The organism is Chryseobacterium sp. 14P4.3.2, from assembly GCF_057799275.1.
In genome coordinates this window covers 247285-268976 of sequence record NZ_JBYOKO010000001.1, presented here as the reverse complement: position 1 = coordinate 268976, position 21692 = coordinate 247285, and the positions used below count along the sequence as shown (strand labels likewise).

The window sequence follows — 21692 nt, the reverse complement described above, 5'->3', positions numbered from 1 at the left end:
AAATTTTCTTAAGAATGATTATAAAACTATTTTGAAGGCACCACTTTGGCCACAACCAGAGCTCCGTCTGTAAGTGCATCAATTCTATTGACCGCAATCTTATCTCCGGCATTCACGCCTTCTTTTACAAAGTAATCTTCGGATGTACTTCCTGAGATTTTAATCTGAGCCATCTTCACCTTATCCTTTCCTTCCAGCTTATATACAAAAAATTTATCCTGAATATCTTTCACGGAAGTCTTCGGAAGTTTGATCACTCCGTTCAAAGCATTATGAATCATTACTCTGGCCGTTCCTCCTGCTCTCAACAGTTTATCCGGATTCTGGAAAACCGCTTTCATCTGAATACTTCCTGTACTTCTGTCAAAGTTTCCACTGGCATTTTCAAGTTTTCCATTTAAAGAATACGTGGAACCATCTGCGAGGATCAATTCTACATTTTCTGCATTATTTCCTGACACGGCTGCTCTTCTATGTGCAATAAAGTCGGCTTCATTCATGGAGAAATAAACATTCACAGTGTTTATGCTTGAGAGGGTCGTCAACGGAGAAGTATCAGTAGGGCTGATGAGGTTTCCGATTCTATTGGGAATTCTCCCGATATATCCGCTTACAGGTGCTTTGATATAGGTAAAGTTAGCATTAATCTTTGAGGAACCTAATGAAGATTGTGCCTGTGCAACCTGTGCAGAAGCCGATTTATAACTGGCCTGTGCTGTTTTCAGCTGCATATCAGACACTACTTTTCCTTCTACAAGAGGTTTAAGTTTTTCAACTTCCAGTCTCGCTGTTTCCTGAGCGGCCTGAGCAGCTTTCAGTCCTGCTTCATTGGTATTCACCTGTTCATTGTATACTGAAGGATTAATTCTGAATAGCGTCTGTCCTTTATTAACATATTGTCCTTCTTTAATATATACTGCTTCCAGATATCCTGTTACCTGAGCTTTGATATTCACATTATCCTGGCCTTCAATACTTCCCGGATAACCTGTAGCTACATCTGCGTCTCCTGATTTCATCTGGATGAAGTCTGTAGGAAGTGCCTGCATCTGCTGGGCATTTTCCTGGCCGTTTCCGGAACCGCAAGAATAAAGTATTGCTGCTGCGGTGAGTGAAAGAACCCAATATCCCTTTCTGTAGTTCATAACATTTGCTTTTAAATTTTACACTGCAAAATAACTTCATCTATTAAGGATATTCATCCGGAAATCTGGTGAAGTGTAATTAATCGCAGGTGAAGCGTATGACAGGAAAAATGAAAGGAAAAGGGAATTTTAGTCTGAAATTTTACTGATTTTTGTTTTTTGACAGGGCTAAAAATGGAAAGAGGACGGCGAAAATCGCAGAGCAGCAAAGTATCTTATTTATATGATGTTTTTAAGACACAAGAAAATCAGAGATTTTAAGTAGTCTCTTTTTTGGTCGTGGATGTACGAATAATAAAGGTTTTGTACATCTCTGGCAAATGTAGTTTTATCTTCCGTGTTCTTATTTATCTCATTAATAATCCATCCAGGATTTGAATGTGGAGGCTTTTTCACGACTTACAATAACCTCCATTTCAGGCTGTTTACGAAGTTCCAGTTTAAGTTTTCCATTAAAATGGTTAGAAATCTGTTTTACAGAGTCAATATGAATGATAAACTGCCTGTTCGCCCTAAAAAAAGATTTAGGATCTAACTGTTTTTCAAGTTCTTCAAGAGTTTGCGGAACATTTTCAACAATTCCGGTGGCCAGCATTGCTTTGCTCATTCCAAGTTCTGTATAGAAGTATAAAATGTCTTCAGCCAGAACGGTTTTATAACCATCCCGATGGGCAATAAGAAATCGCTTTCTGTAATCTTTAGGCTGGATATAATTCAGAAGTCCTTCAATCGCTGTTCCTACGAATGGCACTGTTTCTATAAAGGTTTCGTAGCGTCTGAGGGCAATATCAAGCTCTTCTTCTTCCACGGGTTTCAGGAGATAATCTATGCTGTTGTATTTAAATGCCTGAACTGCATATTCATCATATGCGGTTGTGAAAATCACAGGACTTCTTACCTCAAACTTATTAAAAATTTCGAAGCTTAAGCCATCTGCCAAACGTACATCCATCATGATCATATCAGGTGCCGGATTATTTTCAAGCCAATTAACGGATGAGGTAATGGAGTCTTCTACAGCAACAATTTCTGCGTTGGGTCTCAGTTTTAGCAAAAGTCTTTTCAGCCTGTCTGCATTGGGCTTTTCGTCTTCGATGATTAAAATTTTATTAAGCTTCATATCAGGGGAAGTTTTACGATAAATTGATTTTCAGTTTGTTCTATGATGGGTTTTGTGTATCCGAGGATCTCATACCGTGTAATAATATTGGTGAGCCCTACTCCTGAGGAATCAGGTTTATTAATCAGTGGTAAAACGCTGTTGGAAACAACCAGTTCTTTAGTGGGAAGTGTGTACACTTTTATTTTTAATGGATTTGCTTTTGAGGTCTGATTGTGTTTAATGGCATTTTCCACCAGTAGCTGCAGTGATAAGGGAAGGGTATACATTGGTTTGTATTCTTCTTCAATGTCAATGGTAAAGATAACTCCCTCTCCTATTCTTTTTTCGATTAAAAAAATATAAGAATCTAAAAATTTGAGCTCTTCCTCTAAAGCGATGATGTCTTTTTTGGAATTAACGAGAAGATAGCGATACACTCTGGCAAATTTTTCTGAGTATTCATATCCTAGCTGCTGGTCCTCCAGGATAAGCTCAGATAAAACACTGAGGTTGTTAAAAATAAAATGGGGATCTATCTGTAATTTAAGAGCCTGAAGTTCTGCTGCCATTGCTGCCTGTTTGTGTTTTGACGCTCTCAGTTTATGCTGAGCCGCTTCTACTGCTGTTTTTTTCCAGTTAGCCAAAAGGTAATCTACGGTATTAAAAGCACTGATAATAAGAGATATAATAATATTAGTTGCCACCCACTGTCCCAATAAAGTATATTCTTTCCGGGAATCCATCTCCGGCAGGCTTTCAGATGTACTTTCGATAATGAAATTAATAACAATTACCATAAGGATACTCCCAATGATCTGAAGACTTCCCTGAATCAATAGCCTTTTTATGGTTCTGTTTCTCCAGGGAAGCAGCCTGTTGAGGATTCCATCAATAGAAATACTGACCTCGGAAATGATAACTGAGAAGAAAAACACCCACAATAAATCTTCTACAATGGTTTGCCAGGGCGACTCAAAATAGCCTTCCCAATGGGGATCAAACGGATTGATCAGATAGGAAAAAACACAGAAAGTGATGATGGCCACCGTCCAGATCACCAGTCTTCTCTTCATGGTAGAGAGTATTTTTTTATTCCGTACTATTTTTTTCCTGATTTTCGAAATCCTGTTCATATCTGGGGATTTATGATTGTAAATATAGAAATAGATTTTATATGGCACTCCAGCCTTTTAAACGAGACCGCTAAAACCATGTTTGAAACGTTAAATAGAAGACTTAAAATGAATTCTAACGTTTCATCACCTGAAAACGACATTTCATCATCGTTTTATGCAATATCACATTGTTTTTTACAGAAGATAAACCCTTCTATGATAGTTTTGCAGTATCAAATCCGGTACAATGAAAGTAATAATTGTCTGCACAGATTTTTCCCGGGAAGCTGAAAATGCCATTCATTATGCAGCGTCTCTGGCTAAGGAAAATAAATATAGTATCCTTCTTTTCAACCTACAAACGATTTCTATTCATGCTCTGAATGCTCAGGCGTCTGCAGATTTCTTCTACTCTCAGACGATTAAAAATCAAAAGAAAATGGAAGATAAAGTGACCGAGATCAATACCATATATGCTATTAAAGCAGAATATTACCTGGCTTCCGGTAATTTTATAGAAGAACTGGAAAAATGTATTGGTACCCACGACTGTAGTTTTATAGTGATGGGAATGGCAGATAAAACTCTTGAACAAAGACTTTTAGGAAATACTGTTACGAAGGCTGTTCATCAAATCAAAAAACCTGTCTTAATTGTTCCTTCCCATATAGAATACACTGGAATAAGCAAAATCCTTTTTGCTTATGAAACCCACAAAAGCATGACCTGGTCAGCCATGAATGATCTCTATTATTTCGTAAAGGAGTTTAATTCTGATATTGAGATCTTCAATGTAAGTGAGAATCTGGAAGACTTCGCAGAGGTAATTCATGATACTGATCTCAACTCCGTATATGATATGAATGATATTAAATACAGTTTTAAAATGGTTAAAGCCATAGAGATAATCAAAGCTATTGAAGAGGAAATCAGGTTAACCAATCCGGATCTCCTGACAATGGTTCCTTTTCAGTACAATCTTCTGGAGTCTATTTTTCACAGAAGTAAAACCTCTATTATGGCTTATAAAAATAAAATTCCCTTATTGTCAATTCCCCTAAACACAGATTAAGAATCAATAAAAATCTTTATCATTTGAATTATCCTTTTTGCCCATAAAGACTAAATTTTACACTTAATCTTGTTTAACATGACCGGGAAATATTTCCTGGTCATGTTTTTTTATTACTAATATTCTAGAAAACCTTTCTGTATGTTTTCGAACAATGAAAAACTACCTGAAGATGGCTAAAAATATCAGCGAAATCTTTTTGACATTTTCATGTTTGCCCTACTTTAACAAAGTCAGAAGTTGCTTCAATGTATTCTATTCCACTATCAGAATTTACTACATACTTATCTCCGTTTTTCGAATTGTGTTTCCCCATCAGAGACTTCTCAACAAGATCATCTATTTGTGTATAAGGGCTCACTATAACAAATTCCAGTGATTCGAAATGGTCATCTTCATTATATTTAAACTTAAGAGATTCTAAATCTTTTCTAGATAGAAATTCTTTAACATACGATAAATATTCCATCAATAAGAAAAAATTTCCATAAAATCGGGAATTTAGAGTTAAAAAACAGAACTAAAATTCCAAAAATCATAAACAAAGATAAACTGGGAAAATGGATTTTCCACAAGATTTGAGCTGAGGAAAATATTTAGCCTCATTATAAAATGATGACCGTAACAAAAAAATAACAAACATCTTGTGAAATATTTTTCCTGAATTAATAATTTTGATTAATTTTGCCCCCGTTAAGGGAAGGAAAACGATTAAGAGTTTATTAAAGTTAAACCGAAAGAACAGGCCTATTATTCAGTAGTAGCAACCTACCTTCCCTTTTCTTTTAAAAAAAACACTAATTTCCACGAACTTTATGGTTTCTAGAAAACGATTTTTGCAACTTTCAGCGTTGAGTGCTGGTTCGTTGCTTATTCCTTCCTTCTTTTTTTCAAAAAGCACCTTAAGTCCGCAAAATTTCCTGACAAATGACGACATCAATACTCTTCTCAAGAGTGCTAAGACGTTTTGCAAGGAGAAAAAATGGGCAAAGGCAAAAGGAAAGTATGAACAGATAATATCCAGCCGTCCTCAGGAGGTAAGAGCTTATGATGGGTTACGGCGATGTATTTTTCAAAAACCCAAACAGGAATCCGCTTATCTCCAGATTTTGGAAACAGCGGTTCAACAGTATCCTGAGAATAAAGAACTGAAGCAAAGGCTATATAGCCAGTATATAAAAATAGCTACAGGAAATAAAAAGGTCAGTAGGTTGAAGAATAAAAATCTTCTTTCTGTAGCACAAAATAAACTTTCCGAACTTGCTTTGCAGCACCCTGATGATAAATGTTTACAGCATCAACTTGCAAAGGTAAATAAGCTGATTTCTTTCAATGCCGGTGATCTTCATCATAAAAAGAACACCAATATAAAACAGCTTCACAAACAAAATCAAAAACTTTTCAAGGCACGGTTTGATCTTTTAACCAATGATCAGCTCTCTACGAAACTTACTCAGCTTAAGAATAAGCCCTATAAAAAGGAAAGAGAGAATCATATCAGGGAACTCTATCTTATTCTTATCAAAAGAAATATAAAAAGCAATGGCTCCGATCAGGCAATTGTACTTGCCAAAGAGTATCATAGTCTATATCCTAAAGATCGGTCAGCGGTTTATTGGATCAGAAGACTTGGTAAACAAAAGAGAGATTTCCAAACGCTGCTGGCCATGGAGGAAAAAAATCACACTGTAAGACAGAATTTCTGGAGTGCCGCTTCATATTATAATGCCGCTAAAAAATCTCAGCCTTCGAATTCATCAAAACTTCAGCTACTTCTTTCTGATATGGAACAAAAGAAAACGGATGAGAATCAAGAGTTTATTCTACAATGTAAAAAAATAGATTTCTACCTGCTGCAAAATCAAACCACGGAGGCTGAAAACAAACTTAATGTTTTGCTGAAGACAAAAGCAGGAATTAAAAACACTTCTATTATAGATTCAGTTAATACTTTAGTGATAAGATACTTGAAGAAAACTAGTCAGGAAAATATAACACAGAAATACCTCTATCTGGTAATAAATGCAAAGGATCTCACAACAAGTTCAGATTCCTGGGAGCAAAAAATTGCACAGCTTAACCAAAACAGAAATTTTTCCAAATCCATTTATATTGAGAAACTTCAAAAGTATTTAAATAAAGTATAATTTCTCCTAACTAACCATGAAAAAACAATTATTTGGAGGGATATTTCTATTATTACCTCTTTTATCATCTGCTCAGCTAATCATCACTGAGGTCTACAGAGATACGCCTTATTCGGAATACATAGATATCAACTATGGTCCATATCAAAATCCTAGCCCTGATTTGTTTGAAAAGCTAAGAAAAAGACATCGTGGGGAATTCATTGAAATTTTTAATGCCAGCGACACCGATTTAAATCTTAAAGACTGGAAGTTAAGGGATAATGAAGGAAGTTTTGATCTGCCGGACAAAATAATAAAGTCCGGACAATTTATGGTTGTGGTTGCAAACAATAATTCCGGAGGGGACTATTTTCCAACTTTTTTTTCAACGACACAAGGTAAGGAGGACCAAATTATCTATCAGAATGTCATTAAGTTAAGTAATACAGACGAAAGTATTGCTCTGATAGCCAAAACAGTTGCTGGTCACAATATAAGCCAGGAATATGTTGCTTCCGGAGTTTCTTTCCAACAGGAAGGCAACAATATGGGGATTTCTGCAGGATTTGATGCTGTCGCCAACCCAAGTATATTTTATGAGGTAAAAGACTGGCAGTATGATTTTAATACACCTCAATTCCCTAACCCATTGGTAGCTACTATTAAACCTCCCATTAAACCGCTGGAGGACTATGTAGGAAATATTTTAGCTCAGAATTATGATATTCTCACATGGGATTCAAACGCCGGAGATCTGATAGATAATAAATGTAATATTGATATTCCTTATATTTCTCAATCTTTTAATGTGGGGCCAACTTCAGGAAGTAAAAAGTTCAATTTTGATGAAGCCGGTAACAGCTCAGCTTTAAACACGGGTGTCTTAAAGACCATTTCAGAATTATCTGACCAATCTGCAGAAAATAAAAATACGGGAGATCATCTGGAACAAATCAAAATGGCAATCCAGCTGTCTCCAAACCCTACTTCAGATATTGTGAACGTAAGTATTACAGGTATTGCCCAAGGAAAAGTAACTTCTGTTCAGGTATTCAGTGGTACAGGAGCTCTTCTTTTTACCAAAAATAATTTACAGGATTCTTCAAATTTTAACTTCAGTTTCAGCTTAGGAAACCAGATAACGGGAGTATATGTAGCCAACTTTACATTGAACACCGGACAACTTGTAGGTAAAAACATTTTGAAACGCTAATAAAAAAATCATAATGCGCCATAGCATACCCGCTCATGGCCTTTACTATCATAATAATATCTATAAGATCATAATCAGTTTCGTATGATAAAAAATATAAAATTTCTTGGAGTTGTTACGCTTCTATTTTTAGCACAATTTGTGCGGGCTCAGCAGGCAACTTCCGTATCTCTTGAATATAATACTTCAGGATATAAAGAAAATCAATCTAATTCTTCAAAGAACATTCCGGCAGACTACAGTCTTATTCCTTCTGTAAAATCAGAAATGTCTGTCAGCGAAGGAGGATCACTTACTTACACCGTTCCTGTGGAAACCTTAAAAGGGCTGAATAATTTTCAACCTAATGTAGCCTTGGCTTACAACAGCCAGGGAGGAAACGGAAATGCCGGATGGGGATGGAACTTAGCAGGCCTGTCTATCATAAGCAGAGGAGGAAAAAGTCAGTATCTGGATGGAATTACAATAGGACCGCAATTTAATGAAAATGATCCTTTTTACCTGGATGGACAAAGATTATTAAAAAAATCTGATACAGAATACATTACCCAAAATTCTTCTAAGATAAAGATCACTAAATCTTCCGGAAGTTCTAGTTTTACTGTTCAATACACTGATGGGAAAATAGCCTGGTATCAAGAGCTTTCCCCGGGACAGCATTATGTGGTGAAAATCTCAGACTCATTTGACAATGAGATCCACTATACCTATACTGTTACGAATAACACTCCTAAGCTGGATAAAATTTCCTACGGAGGCACCAATGCAAATACGGACAAATTTTATCTAAAGGTTCTATACAAAGACCGTAAAAAGATTGCAATAATCTATAGAAACGGACAACAATACATTAACAGCAAACTTATTTCTGAAATCATTACCGGATCTACCTATGCCGGAGATTACAGAAAATATACTTTTAATTATGACTTTATAGATTCTGACAGTAATGAAAGATTACGTACAATTAATGTATACAATGAAGCAGGAGAAAGCCTTAGACCACTGAATTTCAACTATAATTCTCCCAATTCCACAGGTATTGCTGAGGTAACGAAACGTCAGCTTGCTACTACTCCAGCAAGTACACACAGATTAGGAGATGTTACTGCCGGAAATATTTACAACAACAGCGGAAATGATGTTTTTTATGTTTCAGCTACGGTTACAGATTTTAGAAGTGGACCTTCTGGTGGGTTTGGCGGGCCTCCTCCCCCTCCTCCAGAGCCGGGAAGCATCAGAAATCCTATATTTTACCTTAACAGTCCATATGGTCCTATAACTCCGGCCACTTATGTCAATGCTCATACGAGAATCTTTACGGGAAAAACATTAATTAATGATAGTAAGATTACAACCAACGATCAGCTAATCATTGTCAATACACTTTCCAAAACAAATGAATCTCAACAGGGGTTAATAGAAATCAAAGATTTAAAAACCGGAAAAACTAAAGTATTAACAGGGGGACCATCTATTCCTTGGGTGACTGGTGGGTTTCAGGGGCAGCCAACCCATACTACACCTCCTAGAATAGCACAAAAAATGTTTATTTCGGGAGATTTTAATAATGACGGGCTTTTCGATCTTATATACATCAGCGGAACTACCCAGGCTAATCAAAAACTATACTTATATGAGGTAGGTAAAGAAACCGGAGATATCATTACAAGAAAAGAGTTTGCTGTAACTTCTTTACTGCTTACAGAAGACAATTACAGACTTTTGGAAATGGACGGCGACGGGGTTCCGGAAATCATGATTATCTCCGGAAACCAATACGGCATTTACAAGATCAATACAACCGATATGACTATAAAGCCTTTTGGAGATATCGCCGGACAGTCTTCTGCCAACATTTTAAATGACCTTAGCTACGACAGTAGCGGAAATCTTATTACTCCAATTCTGTTGGGGGACTTTAACGGAGATGGACTTACCGACTTTGTAACTCCTAAGATTGTATTCAATACCGTGAGTCCTTTCTCAAAATTACGGCCTATCATTGAAAATACAACTCAGTTTATGTGGTGGTTGTATACTTCGGATGGTAAAAAGTTTATTCCAAGTCAACTTGATCTTACAGCTCAGAAACTAGCTTATATAAAGCCTTCCCAAGATGAAACCGTTCCAAAACAATCCGGATGGGATTTATTTTTATGGGGTCCTGATAGCTCTATGACAGGTTTTGCTGTAGGAAATGTTGTTGTAACAGATATCAATAATGACGGGAAATCTGACCTTGTTTCCATCAGTAAGTTTGGTAAAATAAAGTATAATGATCCAAACCCTCTGATCAGTAATTTCACTTATGAAAATGTTAATGATTGGTATACTGAACAAGTATATTCGCATTCGTGCTTTAATACGACTGCCCAATCTATGCCAGCAACCTATATCAGCATATTTCAGGAATACAGATGTAACTTTCCGGGGTTCTCTCAATATGTGGGGCCACATCAATTTGGAAATGTACAGCTCCCGGGAACATATATGACGATGTTACCCAATTTTAATAAGGTAAAGTTCTTTGTCAATACAACGGATAATAACGGGAATACATCTTTTACCAAACTGAATCAGGAAATTGATTTACAAAATGAGAAAATAACACCATTCTCTCTTTTCACCGTTTCTGATGAGGTTAACTTCTTAAATACTTATAAAACATCCATCAGTAATTTCGACATCACTACGGGATCTGAGTTTAAGATTACATTCAACAATAACAATTTCCTAGAAAAGCAGATTCAGGAAGTAGATAACGGTTCTACTGTTCTTCAAAAGGTTGAATACCGCCCAATGATGAAACTGGATACAAAGGAAGAAATATGTTATCAACACAAGGATAATGATTTAAAATATCCTTTGTACTCGCATCAGACCAACGGAGCATTATATCTTGTTAATAAGATTCATACTCTTTTCAGCGGAAAAATTCTGTCAAAAGAGTATCGTTATGAAAATGCAATACAAAGCCTTGACGGACGCGGAGTCTTAGGGTTCCAAAAAACATATGTGTCTGACGGATATGAATCTGTTCTACAAAATGGAAAATACAGAAATAAGAAGCTTGCCAACGCTCTTTTCTGGACCATTAACACCAAAGATCCGCTATTGGATAATGCCTTAGTAAAAACATCTTACGGAGGAATTTCCAAATTTTTAACAGAGACCAACATCGTCAATAAAAAATTCACTACAGGAAATCAAAGTATCATTCTGAGTACTGAAGAACTTACTCAGGACTATCTGAGAAAAATGGTTGTTCTTAAAAGATATACTTACGATGAATCTGATGATCTAAAACTAAAGAAGGTTTGGACAAATTATAATGATCAAACTGTAACGCACACTAATTTCTCTTATGTGCCGGAATTCACTAATGGTCAGCATTATTTTTATGGCAAAATAAGCGAACAAGTGAACAATTCTTTTAGAGAAGGTGATTTTTTTACAGCAAAAGAAGTAAGTATTTATTATCCAACTCATGGTGGTTTAAAAGAAATTCAAAAATTCAGCCAGAACTCACAGCCAGTCGTTAAAAATTTCCTCTATGACAGCTACGGAAACCCCACACAGGAAACACTTTCTACTGTTGGAATAGCCTCTCAGACGACAACTTACGAATATGACCCTACTCACCGTTACCGGAATTCTACAACTTCTTCGGATGGCTTAGTTTCAAGTGCCGTAATAAATCCGAAGGGAAGAACCCTGGAACAAACATCAGCTGTTGGATCATTGAAAACTTACTTTGGCTATGACAACTGGGGTAATATTACAACCATTACTGACTATCTGGGTAAAAAAACGTTTATTTCCAAATCTGCAGCCACTGGAATTCAGGGTGGAATATACCAGATATCTACAAAAAAAGAGGCTGAAGCAGAAACCATCTCTGTATACGATGAATTTGACAGAGAAATTTTGAAAAAAACTCAGAGCATTAATGGAAAATGGATCGTTAAAAAATCTGAGTATGACATTTTTGGAAAAATAATAAAAGACTCACGTTCATCTTTTGAAGGTGACCAAACTCAATGGAATACTATAGAATACGATTCTTATAATCGTCCTGTAAAAAACATTACCTATACAGGAAAAACCATTATTACTTGCTATGAAGGATTAAAAGTAACAACAGATGATGGTTATCAAAAAACTTCAAAAACAATGGATGCCTTAGGCAACACCATTATACATCAGGATCATGGAGGAATTATCAATTATAGCTATTATGCAAACGGGGCTCTAAAAGAAACCGATTATGAGGGCAGCAAAACAACCTATGAAATTGATGATTGGGGTAACAAAAAGAAAGTAACGGAACCGTCAGCAGGAACTTTCAATTACCAATATGACAACCTGGGAAGACTTGTAAGGGAAGATACTCCGAAAGGATATACTATTATTCAGTATGATAATTCAGGAAAAACCGAATTTGAAAAAACCTATGGAAATACATCTGCTGAGAACACAAATATTGAAAGATATTATCAGTATAACCCCACCTCTAAGCTGCCGGAGAAAGTCTATGGGACAAGCAATGGGAAAAACTTTACCTATACTACAGAGTATGATCAGTATTTCCGTATAAAAGGGAAAAAAGAAGAAACTCCCGATTTTTCATATACCAGCTCCTTAACTTTTGACAGCTTTGGGAGAGTAGATGAAACCCATATTTCGGCGACATGGCTAAATCCACTTTACTCTACTTCCTCAAAAATAAAAAATGTGTATGACAGTAATGGTATACTGATACAACAAAATAATGTAGATGCTAATAAAACAATATGGCATATTTCATCTACAAATGCAATGAACCAGATTGCTCAGATGGAATATGGCAATGGTTATATTTTAAACAATTATTACAGTCCGCAGAATGGAAGCCTGCTAAGGGTAAATCATGCTAATGGAAGCCTTGTCGCCCTTGATATAAGCTACGATTTTGATGTCAATAAAGGAGTTCTCAAATCCAGAAATAATAACAATTTCGGGAAAAATGAAACTTTTGAGTATGACCAGCTAAACAGGCTGGTTAAGGAAACAACCAACGGAACTGTTACCAATCAATACTCTTATGACAAAAGAGGAAGAATGACCGCAAACCTTGAACTGGGTTACTATAACTACAATGGAGCGAATGATTATAAACTTAATAATATAGCCTTCAATGCCAGCGGACAGCAGGTAAATACCAACAGAGGTTTTGCTGAAGTAACTTACAATGCATTCAATGCACCATTGACGGTTAAGGTACCAAACAAAGAGGACTTAAGCTTTGAATACAGCCTGTTAAAATCAAGATATTCTATGACCTCCGCAATATCGGGTAAGAAAAAGTTCTATTCTGCTGATGGAACAATAGAATTTACCAGAAGATCAGGAAAAGGAGGAGGTAAGCTTGAAATTATCACCTATATCACAGGAGATCCTTATTCTGCAAACTACATCAAGAAAGATATAATAAATATCGCAGGGGCAACACAGGAGTCGCAAAATTACTACCTGCATCGTGACCATCTTGGAAGTATACTTGCCATTACCAAAGAGGATGGCTCTGTAGCCGAGAAACGTTTTTTTGATGCCTGGGGGAATCTTAAGGGACTGGCAGATAGTACCGGTCAGTTTGTTAATCTGGACCAGTTTACAGGAGAATCATTATTATTAGACAGAGGATATAGTGGCCATGAGCATTTATGGAGAGCGGGGCTTATCCATATGAATGCAAGAATTTATGATCCTATTCTGAGAAGATTTTTAAGCCCTGACAATGTCCTGCAGGAGCCGTTTGATACCCAGAATTATAACAGATACGGATATGTATTCAATAATCCTCTACTGTATACTGATCCAAGTGGAAATATCGGTTTAGCAGCTGTTTTACTTATTGCAGTAGCAGTCTCTGCCACTACCCATGCTATTGTAAATACTATAAAAGGAGTTCCTTACTGGTATGGTATGGGCCAGGCAATGACAACGGGTCTTGCGGCAGGTATCATCAGTTTTGGAGTAGGAAGTGTCGCCACTTCCATGTTTTCAGAAGCGCTCACAGTGGGTAAGGCTGCTTTCCAGGCTGGAATGCATGCATTGTCTGGTGGTATGATGTCTGAAATCAACGGTGGTACATTTATTTCAGGATTTATGAGCGGAGCTATCTCATCTATCATTTCAAGTGGTGTCGAAACGCTAGGGGGAATAGCAGAAGATTTTCAATTAACCAATGAAAGTGAGGGCGTAGGAATTTTAACTACTTTTGGAAGTAGAAATCCAGGAACAATTAAAGCCATCATGCTTGCATCAGGAGGTCTTTCGGGAGGGGTATCATCTACGATTGCGGGAGGGAATTTCTGGGATGGACTACAGCAGGGACTAATGACCTCGGGATTAAATCACGTTGCCCATTATTTAGCCATTAATTATGAAATCACCAACCTCATCAGAGATAAAGTAACCAACCCTGACGATGTACCTGAAATGAACACAAAATCAATAACCAGAGTGAAAGCAGAAATTCATTCTTTATTTGATGAGCGTATGAAAAAATATGAAGCTAAAGCTAAAGTTACCATCGATCCGGATAAAGTTACCATATTTGCTGCTGAAACATCGAACGGAAAAATTGGTGCTAACACAGGTAAATTTGACGGACCGCTAGTTATCACATTTTTTAAAGCTGCCTTTCAGTCTAATTATTCACTTGCAGTGGCCATTCTTCATGAGTACTATCATGTTGCTGATTTTGCTTCAGGACAAGCCACAAAAAATTTCTTAAATTTTAAGAAAACATTTAATGCCCAGCAAAGTGCTTTAAAAATGAAAGGATTAAATGAAAAAAAAGCTTATGAATTCGTTTTCAAACTAGGAGATACAAACAGCCAGTGGACTCCTGAAAAACAAAAAATGTATGGACTTTAAAAGAATTAAATTATTGATACTTCTTGTCGTTTTTGGGAATTTATTTTATTCCCAAAAACTAAAGATTTCAGCATCCTCACCTGCCACAGGAATTTTTGATGTGATACTTACCAATACTACCAATCATGAAATAAAGATTGTCATTGATACTACAGGTATTAATTTCGCGTGTAAAAAGGAGGATATCTATAACAATAACTATTTAAGAATTGCACTATGTACAACAATCCCAAAAAACACGGATTTCCCAACAGGAATAGAATTTAATCAACATGAACCTGATAACAAATACGGAGGATATCTGTCCCCAAAAGAATATATTGAAGCATCAAAAATTCTTTTGAAACCTGGCGAGCAGAAGAAAATAGGCTTTAATATTTTCAAACAAAAAGATATTTTCAGTAAACTGGATAAAAAACCAACTTTACTAAAATCCAGAATGATCCTTTTCAAAAATGATTTAATAGATGAAACCTTTATATCAAATACCTTTACTGCAAAAATGCCATTAAAAAAATGGTGATAAACAAAAAACAGTTGATTTCTTCAACTGTTTTTTTGTTTTTAGAAACCTTCTTTGTAATTATCAATATTTTAATACATTTGTTATAAAACATATTCAGAGTGAATTTCGAGCAGGTAAATCTACACCTTGACGCTTATAAAGAGCATAACCAGATTTTGGATACGGCAGAATATCTGATCCATTCTTTTAATCTGGAACATGACAACTTCGCAGGGTTTGGATTCAGGGAAGAGCTTTCTCCTGTCTCTATGCTTCTTACTGCTGAAGGAGAACTGGGAGGTCCGCAAACCGTAATGATCCCGAGAAATTTATTCGATTTTGATTTGAATCTTGTCCTGAATATGGTTGCCCATGAAATGCTTCATGTAAGGCAGAAAGCTCCAGGGCAGGTTATAGAAGATAAAAATGAAAGAGAATTTCAGGCCTATTATGAAATGCTTTTTCATAAAGTATTCCCACAAATTCCGGAAGTCTCAGACTTTCATAAAAAATTCTTTGGCGGAAAAGCTTTAGAATATTATAAAAGAATGGGGGAAGATTCTGTGTTGCAACAAAAATATGCAGATCAGAAAACAGAAGTAGAACATTTAATCAGTAAATTATCATGACAGTAAAACCAGATATTACCTGGGCAGATTTTGAAAAAATAGACATCCGCTGCGGAACAATAATCGCTGTAAACGATTTCGAAAAAGCAAGAAATCCCTCTTACCAACTGGAAATTGACTTCGGGGACTTAGGAATCCGAAAATCGTCAGCACAGATTACTACTCTTTATGAAAAAGAAGACCTTGTAGGAAAACAAATCTTAGCAGTCGTTAATTTCCCTAAAAAACAGATTGCCAATTTCTTCAGCGAATGCCTTGTACTGGGAGTATATGGTGAAGATAAAAAAGACGTCACTCTTATATCTCCCTCACTACCCGTAAAAAACGGAATGCAGCTAGGATAATAAACAAAACACACATGATACAGCACATACCATTAGAAAGAGTCTTATTTCTTGATATTGAAACCGTTCCTCAGGCTGCATCCTGGGATGATTTATCTGAAACAGACCAATATCTCTGGGACAAGAAAACAAGATTTCAGAGAAAAGAAGAAGTCACCGCAGAAGAATTTTATGAAAGAGCAGGCATTATGGCCGAGTTCGGAAAAATTATCTGCATCACGATAGGAATGATTGAGAAGAATGAAACGTTGAAAATAAAAAGCTTCTCAGGACATGATGAAAAGAAAATGCTCAGAGAATTTGGTGAAATTTTCAACAGTCCAAGACTTAATAATGTCATTCTCTGTGCCCATAACGGAAAAGAATTTGATTTTCCATGGATTGCAAGACGATACCTGATCAATGGAATGCAGCCGCCCGCTCCATTTCAGATGTTTGGAAAAAAACCATGGGAGATCCCTCATATAGACACCATGGAACTATGGAAATTCGGGGATTATAAGAGTTTTGTATCACTGGAATTATTGGCTCATGTATTCGGTATTCCCACTCCGAAGGATGATATTGACGGCTCAATGGTTTCATCAATTTACTACATAGAAAAAGACTTGCAGCGAATTGTTGATTATTGTGAAAAAGATGTCTTAACTTTGGCAAATATTTTCCGGCGTATGCGTCAGGAAGATTTGTTGAAAAGGAATATCAATCTAGATTAAAAAATGAAATTTACAGACGATCAAATTGCTGACATTGGTGAGGAAATCATTGGTGTACTGAAAACCGTATATGACCCCGAAATTCCGGTAGATATTTACGAATTAGGACTGATTTATGATGTCCAGATCTCCGATGATGCTGACGTAAAAATTATAATGACACTGACTACTCCGAACTGTCCTGTTGCTGAAACTCTTCCGCAAGAGGTAAAAGATAAAGTGGCTGAAGTAGAAAATGTAAAAAGCGTTGATTTAGAGCTTACTTTCGAACCGAGCTGGAATAAAGATATGATGAGCGAGGAGGCAAAGTTTGAACTGGGAATGCTTTAATCATTCTTAAAAATATAAAACCCCGAAAAATTAATTTTCGGGGTTTTACTTTTATATCTCTTTTGCAATTTCTTTTCCTTCTCTCCTGCTCCATTCACTCCATGAACCTACATACAGATCCGGGATCGGATATCCGGCATAATCTAAAGCTAAAATGGTATGGCATGCTGTAACTCCCGATCCACAGTGGATGATCAAATGCTCAGCCTTATTTTCCAGTATTTTACCGTATTTTTCCTTTAGAATTTCCGGCTTAAGAAAATTTCCGTTTTCATCAAGATTTTCAGAAAAAGGAATATTAATAGCCCCAGGAATATGACCGGCAACCAAATCAATCGGCTCAGATTCTCCTCTATAACGATAAGCATCTCTTACATCAATGACAGTAGAAGAAGTCTTTTCCAATTCATTTTCAACCTTTTCTAAGTCGGAAACAGGCAAATCCCAATGTTCTTTTCTTATCAGTGGAGATTTTTCAAATGTTTCTTCTCCAGACGAAAATTCAATTCCAATCTTTTCTGCAGACTGAATTCCTCCATCCAGAACCTGAACGTTTTTAAATCCAAAAGACCTCAGCATCCACCAGGCTCTGGCAGCTGCATTCGATCCGTTTTTGTCATCATATACTACAATATGAGAATTTTCAGCAATCCCAAGATTAGAAAGTGTTTCAGCAAATTTCTCCGGGTTTGGAAGCGGATGTCTTCCTCCAAAAGCGGCATTTTCAACTGTTTCAGCCAGATCTTTGTCCAGATCAATGAATCTGGCCCCTTTGATATGCTTTTCCAGGTAGTTTTCCTGAACATCTTTTCCAGCTCTTGCATCAAGAATAACGAGGTTTTCTGACGGAAGGTTTTTCAATTCGGATGGTGAGATTATTGGAGACATTGTATTGGTTTTAGGATTAATATAACTTATGTTTTGGCAAAAGCCACTGCATTTTAATAGAGTAAAGCGGACTACGGCCCGCTCTTCTTGATATTTTATAGGTCACAGAATTTTCATCCGTGAGAATTATTATTAATTCATTTTAAAAATGAAAAATATCTTTCGCTTTATTGTAAGAGCTTTCAAAGTTTAAAAGATTCAGCTTGTGATCTGCTTTTTCAACACTCATAAAGTTGATCACCTGCTCAGTAGGCATATTACCTACCAAATCATCTTTAGCCATAGGACATCCTCCGATTCCTTTGATAGCACTGTCGAATCTTCTGCAACCTTGATCATAAGCTGCTTTCAGTTTTGAATAAGACTCTTCATAACGGTTATGAAAGTGTCCTCCGAAATTGATTTCAGGATATTTTGAAGGAATTTTCTCAAATAAAAGCGCAATCGTTTCTGGTGTAGCCACTCCGGTTGTATCAGAAAGCAGGATATCCTTTATTCCGATCTCTGAAAATCGCTGTGCCCATTGGTCTACATCTTCCCACTTCCACATTTCTCCATACGGGTTTCCAAAAGCCATCGAGAAATAAATATTCAGCTGTTTTCCTTCTGTTTTTACCAGTTCAAGCATTTTAATGATCTCATCAAAAGCTTCTTCCTGACTCTTATTGGTATTTCTGTGCTGAAAAGTTTCGGAAATAGAAAACGGAAATCCAAGAATATCGACAGACTGATGCTTCAGTGCTTTTTCAGCACCTCTGTAATTTCCGATAATAGCAGAAACTTTTGTATTGGAGCGGGACTTATCAATATTTTCGGCAACCTCATCAGAGTCAGCCATCTGCGGAATTGCTTTTGGAGAAACAAAACTCAGACAATCCAATACATCAAAACCAACATCCATAAGTGAGTTGATATAATCTATTTTTTTATCGGTAGGGATAAACTCTCCCCATCCCTGCATGGCATCTCTAGGACATTCTGTAAGAAACATTTTTACTTTTTGATTTTCTCAAATATAATAAAACTAAACTACTTAGTATACTGTACATACAAATCTAACACTATTTTGATTTTCAAAGATTTATATCTGATTTATAATTTCAATAACTGATATTCAGTCTCAAATAATGCATTCTGAGCATCAAATTTGCTAACTTTGTTAAAATTTATGATAAATCTGATGAGTACAATAGAATTCAATCCTTTATGGAAAGAGAAATTACTGAACCGTTTTCTTAGTTATGTAAAAATATATTCAACGAGTGATGCAGAAAGTGAAGCAACTCCTTCTACAGAGCGTCAGTGGGATATTGCCAATTATATTACAGAAGAATTGAGAACAATCGGTTTAGAAGATGTTTCAATTGATGAGCACGGTTATATTATGGGCTATGTTCCTTCTAACCTTGAAAATGATGACAGACCTACGATTGGTTTCATTTCACACTACGATACATCACCTGATTTCAGCGGAGAAAATGTAAAGCCTCAGATTTGGGAGAATTATGACGGGAATGATCTTTTACTGAACCAGGCTACAGGATTCAAGTTGTCTCCTTCAAAATTTGAAAGTTTAAAAAAATATGTTGGCCAGACTTTAATTACCACTGACGGAACTACCCTTCTTGGCGCTGATGATAAAGCGGGCTGTGCAGAAATTGTAACGGCTGCTGAGTATCTTATCGCTCATCCAGAAATCAAGCATGGAAGAATTGCGGTAGGATTTACCCCGGACGAAGAGATCGGAAGAGGTGCTCATAAATTTGATGTAGCTAAATTCGGTGCTGAATGGGCCTATACAATGGATGGTGGAGAAGTAGGTGAATTAGAATATGAAAACTTTAACGCTGCAGGCGCTGTTGTAAAAATCCACGGACTGAGCGTACACCCTGGTTATGCTTATGGAAAAATGGTTAATGCTGCACTTTTAGCCGCTGAGTTCGCACAAATACTTCCAGCTAATGAAACTCCTGCAACCACTAAAGGTTTTGATGGGTTTTATCATTTAATGGATATTACAGCGGATATCTCTGAAGCTAAACTTCAATATATTATTCGTGATCATGATGCCGAAAAGTTTGAAGCGAGAAAGAGGTTCTTAGAAGAAAAAGTAGCTGAATTTAACCAAAAACACGGTGAAGGAACAGCTGAAGTGGAGATCAAAGAGCAATACAGAAATATGAAGCAGCAGTTTGAAGGTAAAATGCACATCATAGACCTTGCTGCAAAAGCAATGACAGAAGCAGGCATTGAGCCTAAGATCAAAGCAATCAGAGGAGGAACAGACGGTGCACAGTTATCCTACATGGGACTTCCTTGTCCAAACATCTTTGCAGGAGGAATCAACTTCCATGGGCCGTATGAATATGTAGCTCTGGAAAGTATGGAAAAAGCAACCGGTGTAATTATTAATATTGTAAAAGCGTGATAATGAAAAAGCTCTTTGCATTAGCATTCATTTTCTCTTTTGTCTTCGGAAGTGCCCAGATCTCTGAGTTCCAGAGAGCAGATTCCCGATATGAAAGAAAGAAAAAGGCTCTGTATAACAAATACCCAAAGCCTAACGATTTAAGAACTAAGCGGGAGTGGCTTCTTACTGAGGATAAGATAAATGCTTATAAAGAAGCTCTTGACAAAATTTCTGAAGAAGAAAAAAAAGCAATAGCTAATGATCCACCTCTAAAGAATAAGGTAACCAAAGAAGCAGAATATGAAACAGGAAAAGTTTCTTTTCTGAAAATGCTGTATGAAGCTGTTGATCTTGATTTTTTAAATTATTCTTCAGACACTTACAGAGCTACATTAAGCTTTATAGTAGATTCTAAAGGCAATGCATTAGATGCTAAAATTAAAGGAAACAATGAAGATGTAAATGCATTTATCCAGGCTGCCTTTTATCGTATACAGGATAAGGGCAAATGGAAACCTGCAGAAGATAAGGGGAAACCTGTTTCATCCACAGTTACTATTCCTTTACAACTTATATTAAAAAAATAAACATCCATAAACCCATTGTTACAGCAATGGGTTTTATTTTTTCAGCATGCAGTGGGGAAGTTATCATCATACTTTCTCTAGCTCTTTTTCATTCAATCACAATAAGTTATAATACAATCGATTACTTTTTCAGTATATTTACAATGTAATACAAACCGAATCATTAATTTTTTTAACCAAAACTTTACTATGAAAAAAATGAAAAAACTTTTGAGAAAGGATTTATCAACCATTCTGGGCAGCGGACTGGGAGATGGCTGTCATATGGGAGGTGACTCTTATAACTGTCAAAATGACTGCCAGTGTACTTTTGGAAGTGCCTGTGAAATGTATGAAAACGGAAGTGCGGGACAGTGCATTGCTGTTGGAGGAAATCCTGGCGGCGGCGGAGGAGGAGGATGTAATCCACCATCCCGTTGTGAAGAACAGCCTTTTTAATAAAAATACAATCGGAAGCAGATATGCTTTCGATTTTTTTCATCCAAAAACAGATCCTCGTCAAAAGATCTCTGCCATTCATCAAATAAAATTTCATCTCATCAACGAGAATTGTTGTTTTGCATCAAATAATAGTATTTAATTT

At 36.4% G+C, this 21692-nt stretch carries 18 protein-coding genes; 12 read left to right on the top strand and 6 right to left on the bottom strand.

The annotated features are described in order from the left end of the window. Positions 1–26 precede the first annotated feature (26 nt). The 3 genes from AC27VX_RS01285 to AC27VX_RS01275 form a co-directional block, all read right to left on the bottom strand. Positions 27–1145, bottom strand: a complete 1119-nt coding sequence (locus tag AC27VX_RS01285; protein WP_488693466.1) for an efflux RND transporter periplasmic adaptor subunit — start codon at positions 1143–1145, stop codon at positions 27–29. Between the two features lie 355 nt (positions 1146–1500). Beyond that, entirely contained in the window at positions 1501–2265 is a 765-nt protein-coding gene (locus AC27VX_RS01280) for a LytR/AlgR family response regulator transcription factor (RefSeq protein WP_236856797.1), read from the bottom strand. Continuing rightward, positions 2262–3320 carry a sensor histidine kinase gene (locus AC27VX_RS01275; protein ID WP_236856796.1) on the bottom strand — a complete coding sequence of 353 codons (1059 nt, stop codon included), beginning with the start codon at positions 3318–3320 and terminating at the stop codon, positions 2262–2264. The genes AC27VX_RS01280 and AC27VX_RS01275 overlap by 4 nt, the downstream gene beginning before the upstream one ends. 289 nt (positions 3321–3609) lie before the next feature. Between AC27VX_RS01275 and AC27VX_RS01270 the strand changes: the two genes are divergently transcribed. Continuing rightward, on the top strand, positions 3610–4434 hold the full coding sequence (locus AC27VX_RS01270; RefSeq protein ID WP_488693463.1) for a universal stress protein: 825 nt from the start codon (positions 3610–3612) through the stop codon (positions 4432–4434). A 208-nt stretch (positions 4435–4642) separates the two neighbouring features. Here the strand turns inward: AC27VX_RS01270 and AC27VX_RS01265 are convergent, their stop codons facing one another. Then, positions 4643–4903, bottom strand: coding sequence for a hypothetical protein (locus tag AC27VX_RS01265; protein ID WP_488693461.1), 261 nt, complete (start codon positions 4901–4903; stop codon positions 4643–4645). A 346-nt stretch (positions 4904–5249) separates the two neighbouring features. On the opposite strand from AC27VX_RS01265, the gene AC27VX_RS01260 reads away from it, so the two are divergent. From AC27VX_RS01260 to AC27VX_RS01225, 8 genes are all read left to right on the top strand, one after another. Next, the gene (locus tag AC27VX_RS01260; RefSeq protein ID WP_236856793.1) at positions 5250–6581 is read left to right on the top strand and encodes a hypothetical protein; all 1332 of its coding nucleotides are present in this window, start codon (positions 5250–5252) and stop codon (positions 6579–6581) included. A gap of 16 nt (positions 6582–6597) precedes the next feature. Then, entirely contained in the window at positions 6598–7776 is a 1179-nt protein-coding gene (locus AC27VX_RS01255) for a lamin tail domain-containing protein (protein ID WP_236856792.1), read from the top strand. Between the two features lie 84 nt (positions 7777–7860). Then, entirely contained in the window at positions 7861–14700 is a 6840-nt protein-coding gene (locus AC27VX_RS01250; RefSeq protein WP_488693459.1) for an RHS repeat-associated core domain-containing protein, read from the top strand. Beyond that, complete coding sequence (locus AC27VX_RS01245; protein WP_236856790.1) at positions 14690–15223, top strand: hypothetical protein; 534 nt, start codon at positions 14690–14692, stop codon at positions 15221–15223. Before AC27VX_RS01250 ends, AC27VX_RS01245 begins: the two co-directional genes overlap by 11 nt. Before the next feature lie 101 nt (positions 15224–15324). Next, positions 15325–15834 carry a hypothetical protein gene (locus tag AC27VX_RS01240; protein ID WP_488693457.1) on the top strand — a complete coding sequence of 170 codons (510 nt, stop codon included), beginning with the start codon at positions 15325–15327 and terminating at the stop codon, positions 15832–15834. After that, positions 15831–16178: a tRNA-binding protein gene (locus tag AC27VX_RS01235; protein WP_488693455.1), complete on the top strand. Its 348-nt coding sequence runs from the start codon at positions 15831–15833 to the stop codon at positions 16176–16178. The genes AC27VX_RS01240 and AC27VX_RS01235 overlap by 4 nt, the downstream gene beginning before the upstream one ends. A 14-nt stretch (positions 16179–16192) precedes the next feature. Continuing rightward, positions 16193–16894, top strand: a complete 702-nt coding sequence (locus tag AC27VX_RS01230) for a 3'-5' exonuclease (protein WP_300687858.1) — start codon at positions 16193–16195, stop codon at positions 16892–16894. Positions 16895–16897: 3 nt separating this feature from the next. Continuing rightward, entirely contained in the window at positions 16898–17224 is a 327-nt protein-coding gene (locus tag AC27VX_RS01225; protein ID WP_034691980.1) for an SUF system Fe-S cluster assembly protein, read from the top strand. Positions 17225–17275: 51 nt separating this feature from the next. On the opposite strand, the gene AC27VX_RS01220 is transcribed toward AC27VX_RS01225, so the two are convergent. Beyond that, the gene (locus AC27VX_RS01220; protein WP_236856786.1) at positions 17276–18112 is read right to left on the bottom strand and encodes a sulfurtransferase; all 837 of its coding nucleotides are present in this window, start codon (positions 18110–18112) and stop codon (positions 17276–17278) included. Between the two features lie 142 nt (positions 18113–18254). Beyond that, positions 18255–19103, bottom strand: a complete 849-nt coding sequence (locus AC27VX_RS01215; protein WP_236856785.1) for a hydroxymethylglutaryl-CoA lyase — start codon at positions 19101–19103, stop codon at positions 18255–18257. A gap of 189 nt (positions 19104–19292) precedes the next feature. On the opposite strand from AC27VX_RS01215, the gene pepT reads away from it, so the two are divergent. The 3 genes from pepT (at position 19293) to AC27VX_RS01200 (ending at position 21547) form a co-directional block, all read left to right on the top strand. Next, the gene (gene pepT / locus AC27VX_RS01210; RefSeq protein WP_488693451.1) at positions 19293–20540 is read left to right on the top strand and encodes a peptidase T; all 1248 of its coding nucleotides are present in this window, start codon (positions 19293–19295) and stop codon (positions 20538–20540) included. 2 nt (positions 20541–20542) lie between these two features. Further along, positions 20543–21109: an energy transducer TonB gene (locus tag AC27VX_RS01205; RefSeq protein ID WP_236856783.1), complete on the top strand. Its 567-nt coding sequence runs from the start codon at positions 20543–20545 to the stop codon at positions 21107–21109. Positions 21110–21307: 198 nt separating this feature from the next. After that, positions 21308–21547 (top strand): hypothetical protein, encoded by a 240-nt coding sequence (locus AC27VX_RS01200; RefSeq protein ID WP_236856782.1) that lies wholly within the window; start codon positions 21308–21310, stop codon positions 21545–21547. Positions 21548–21692: the final 145 nt, after the last annotated feature.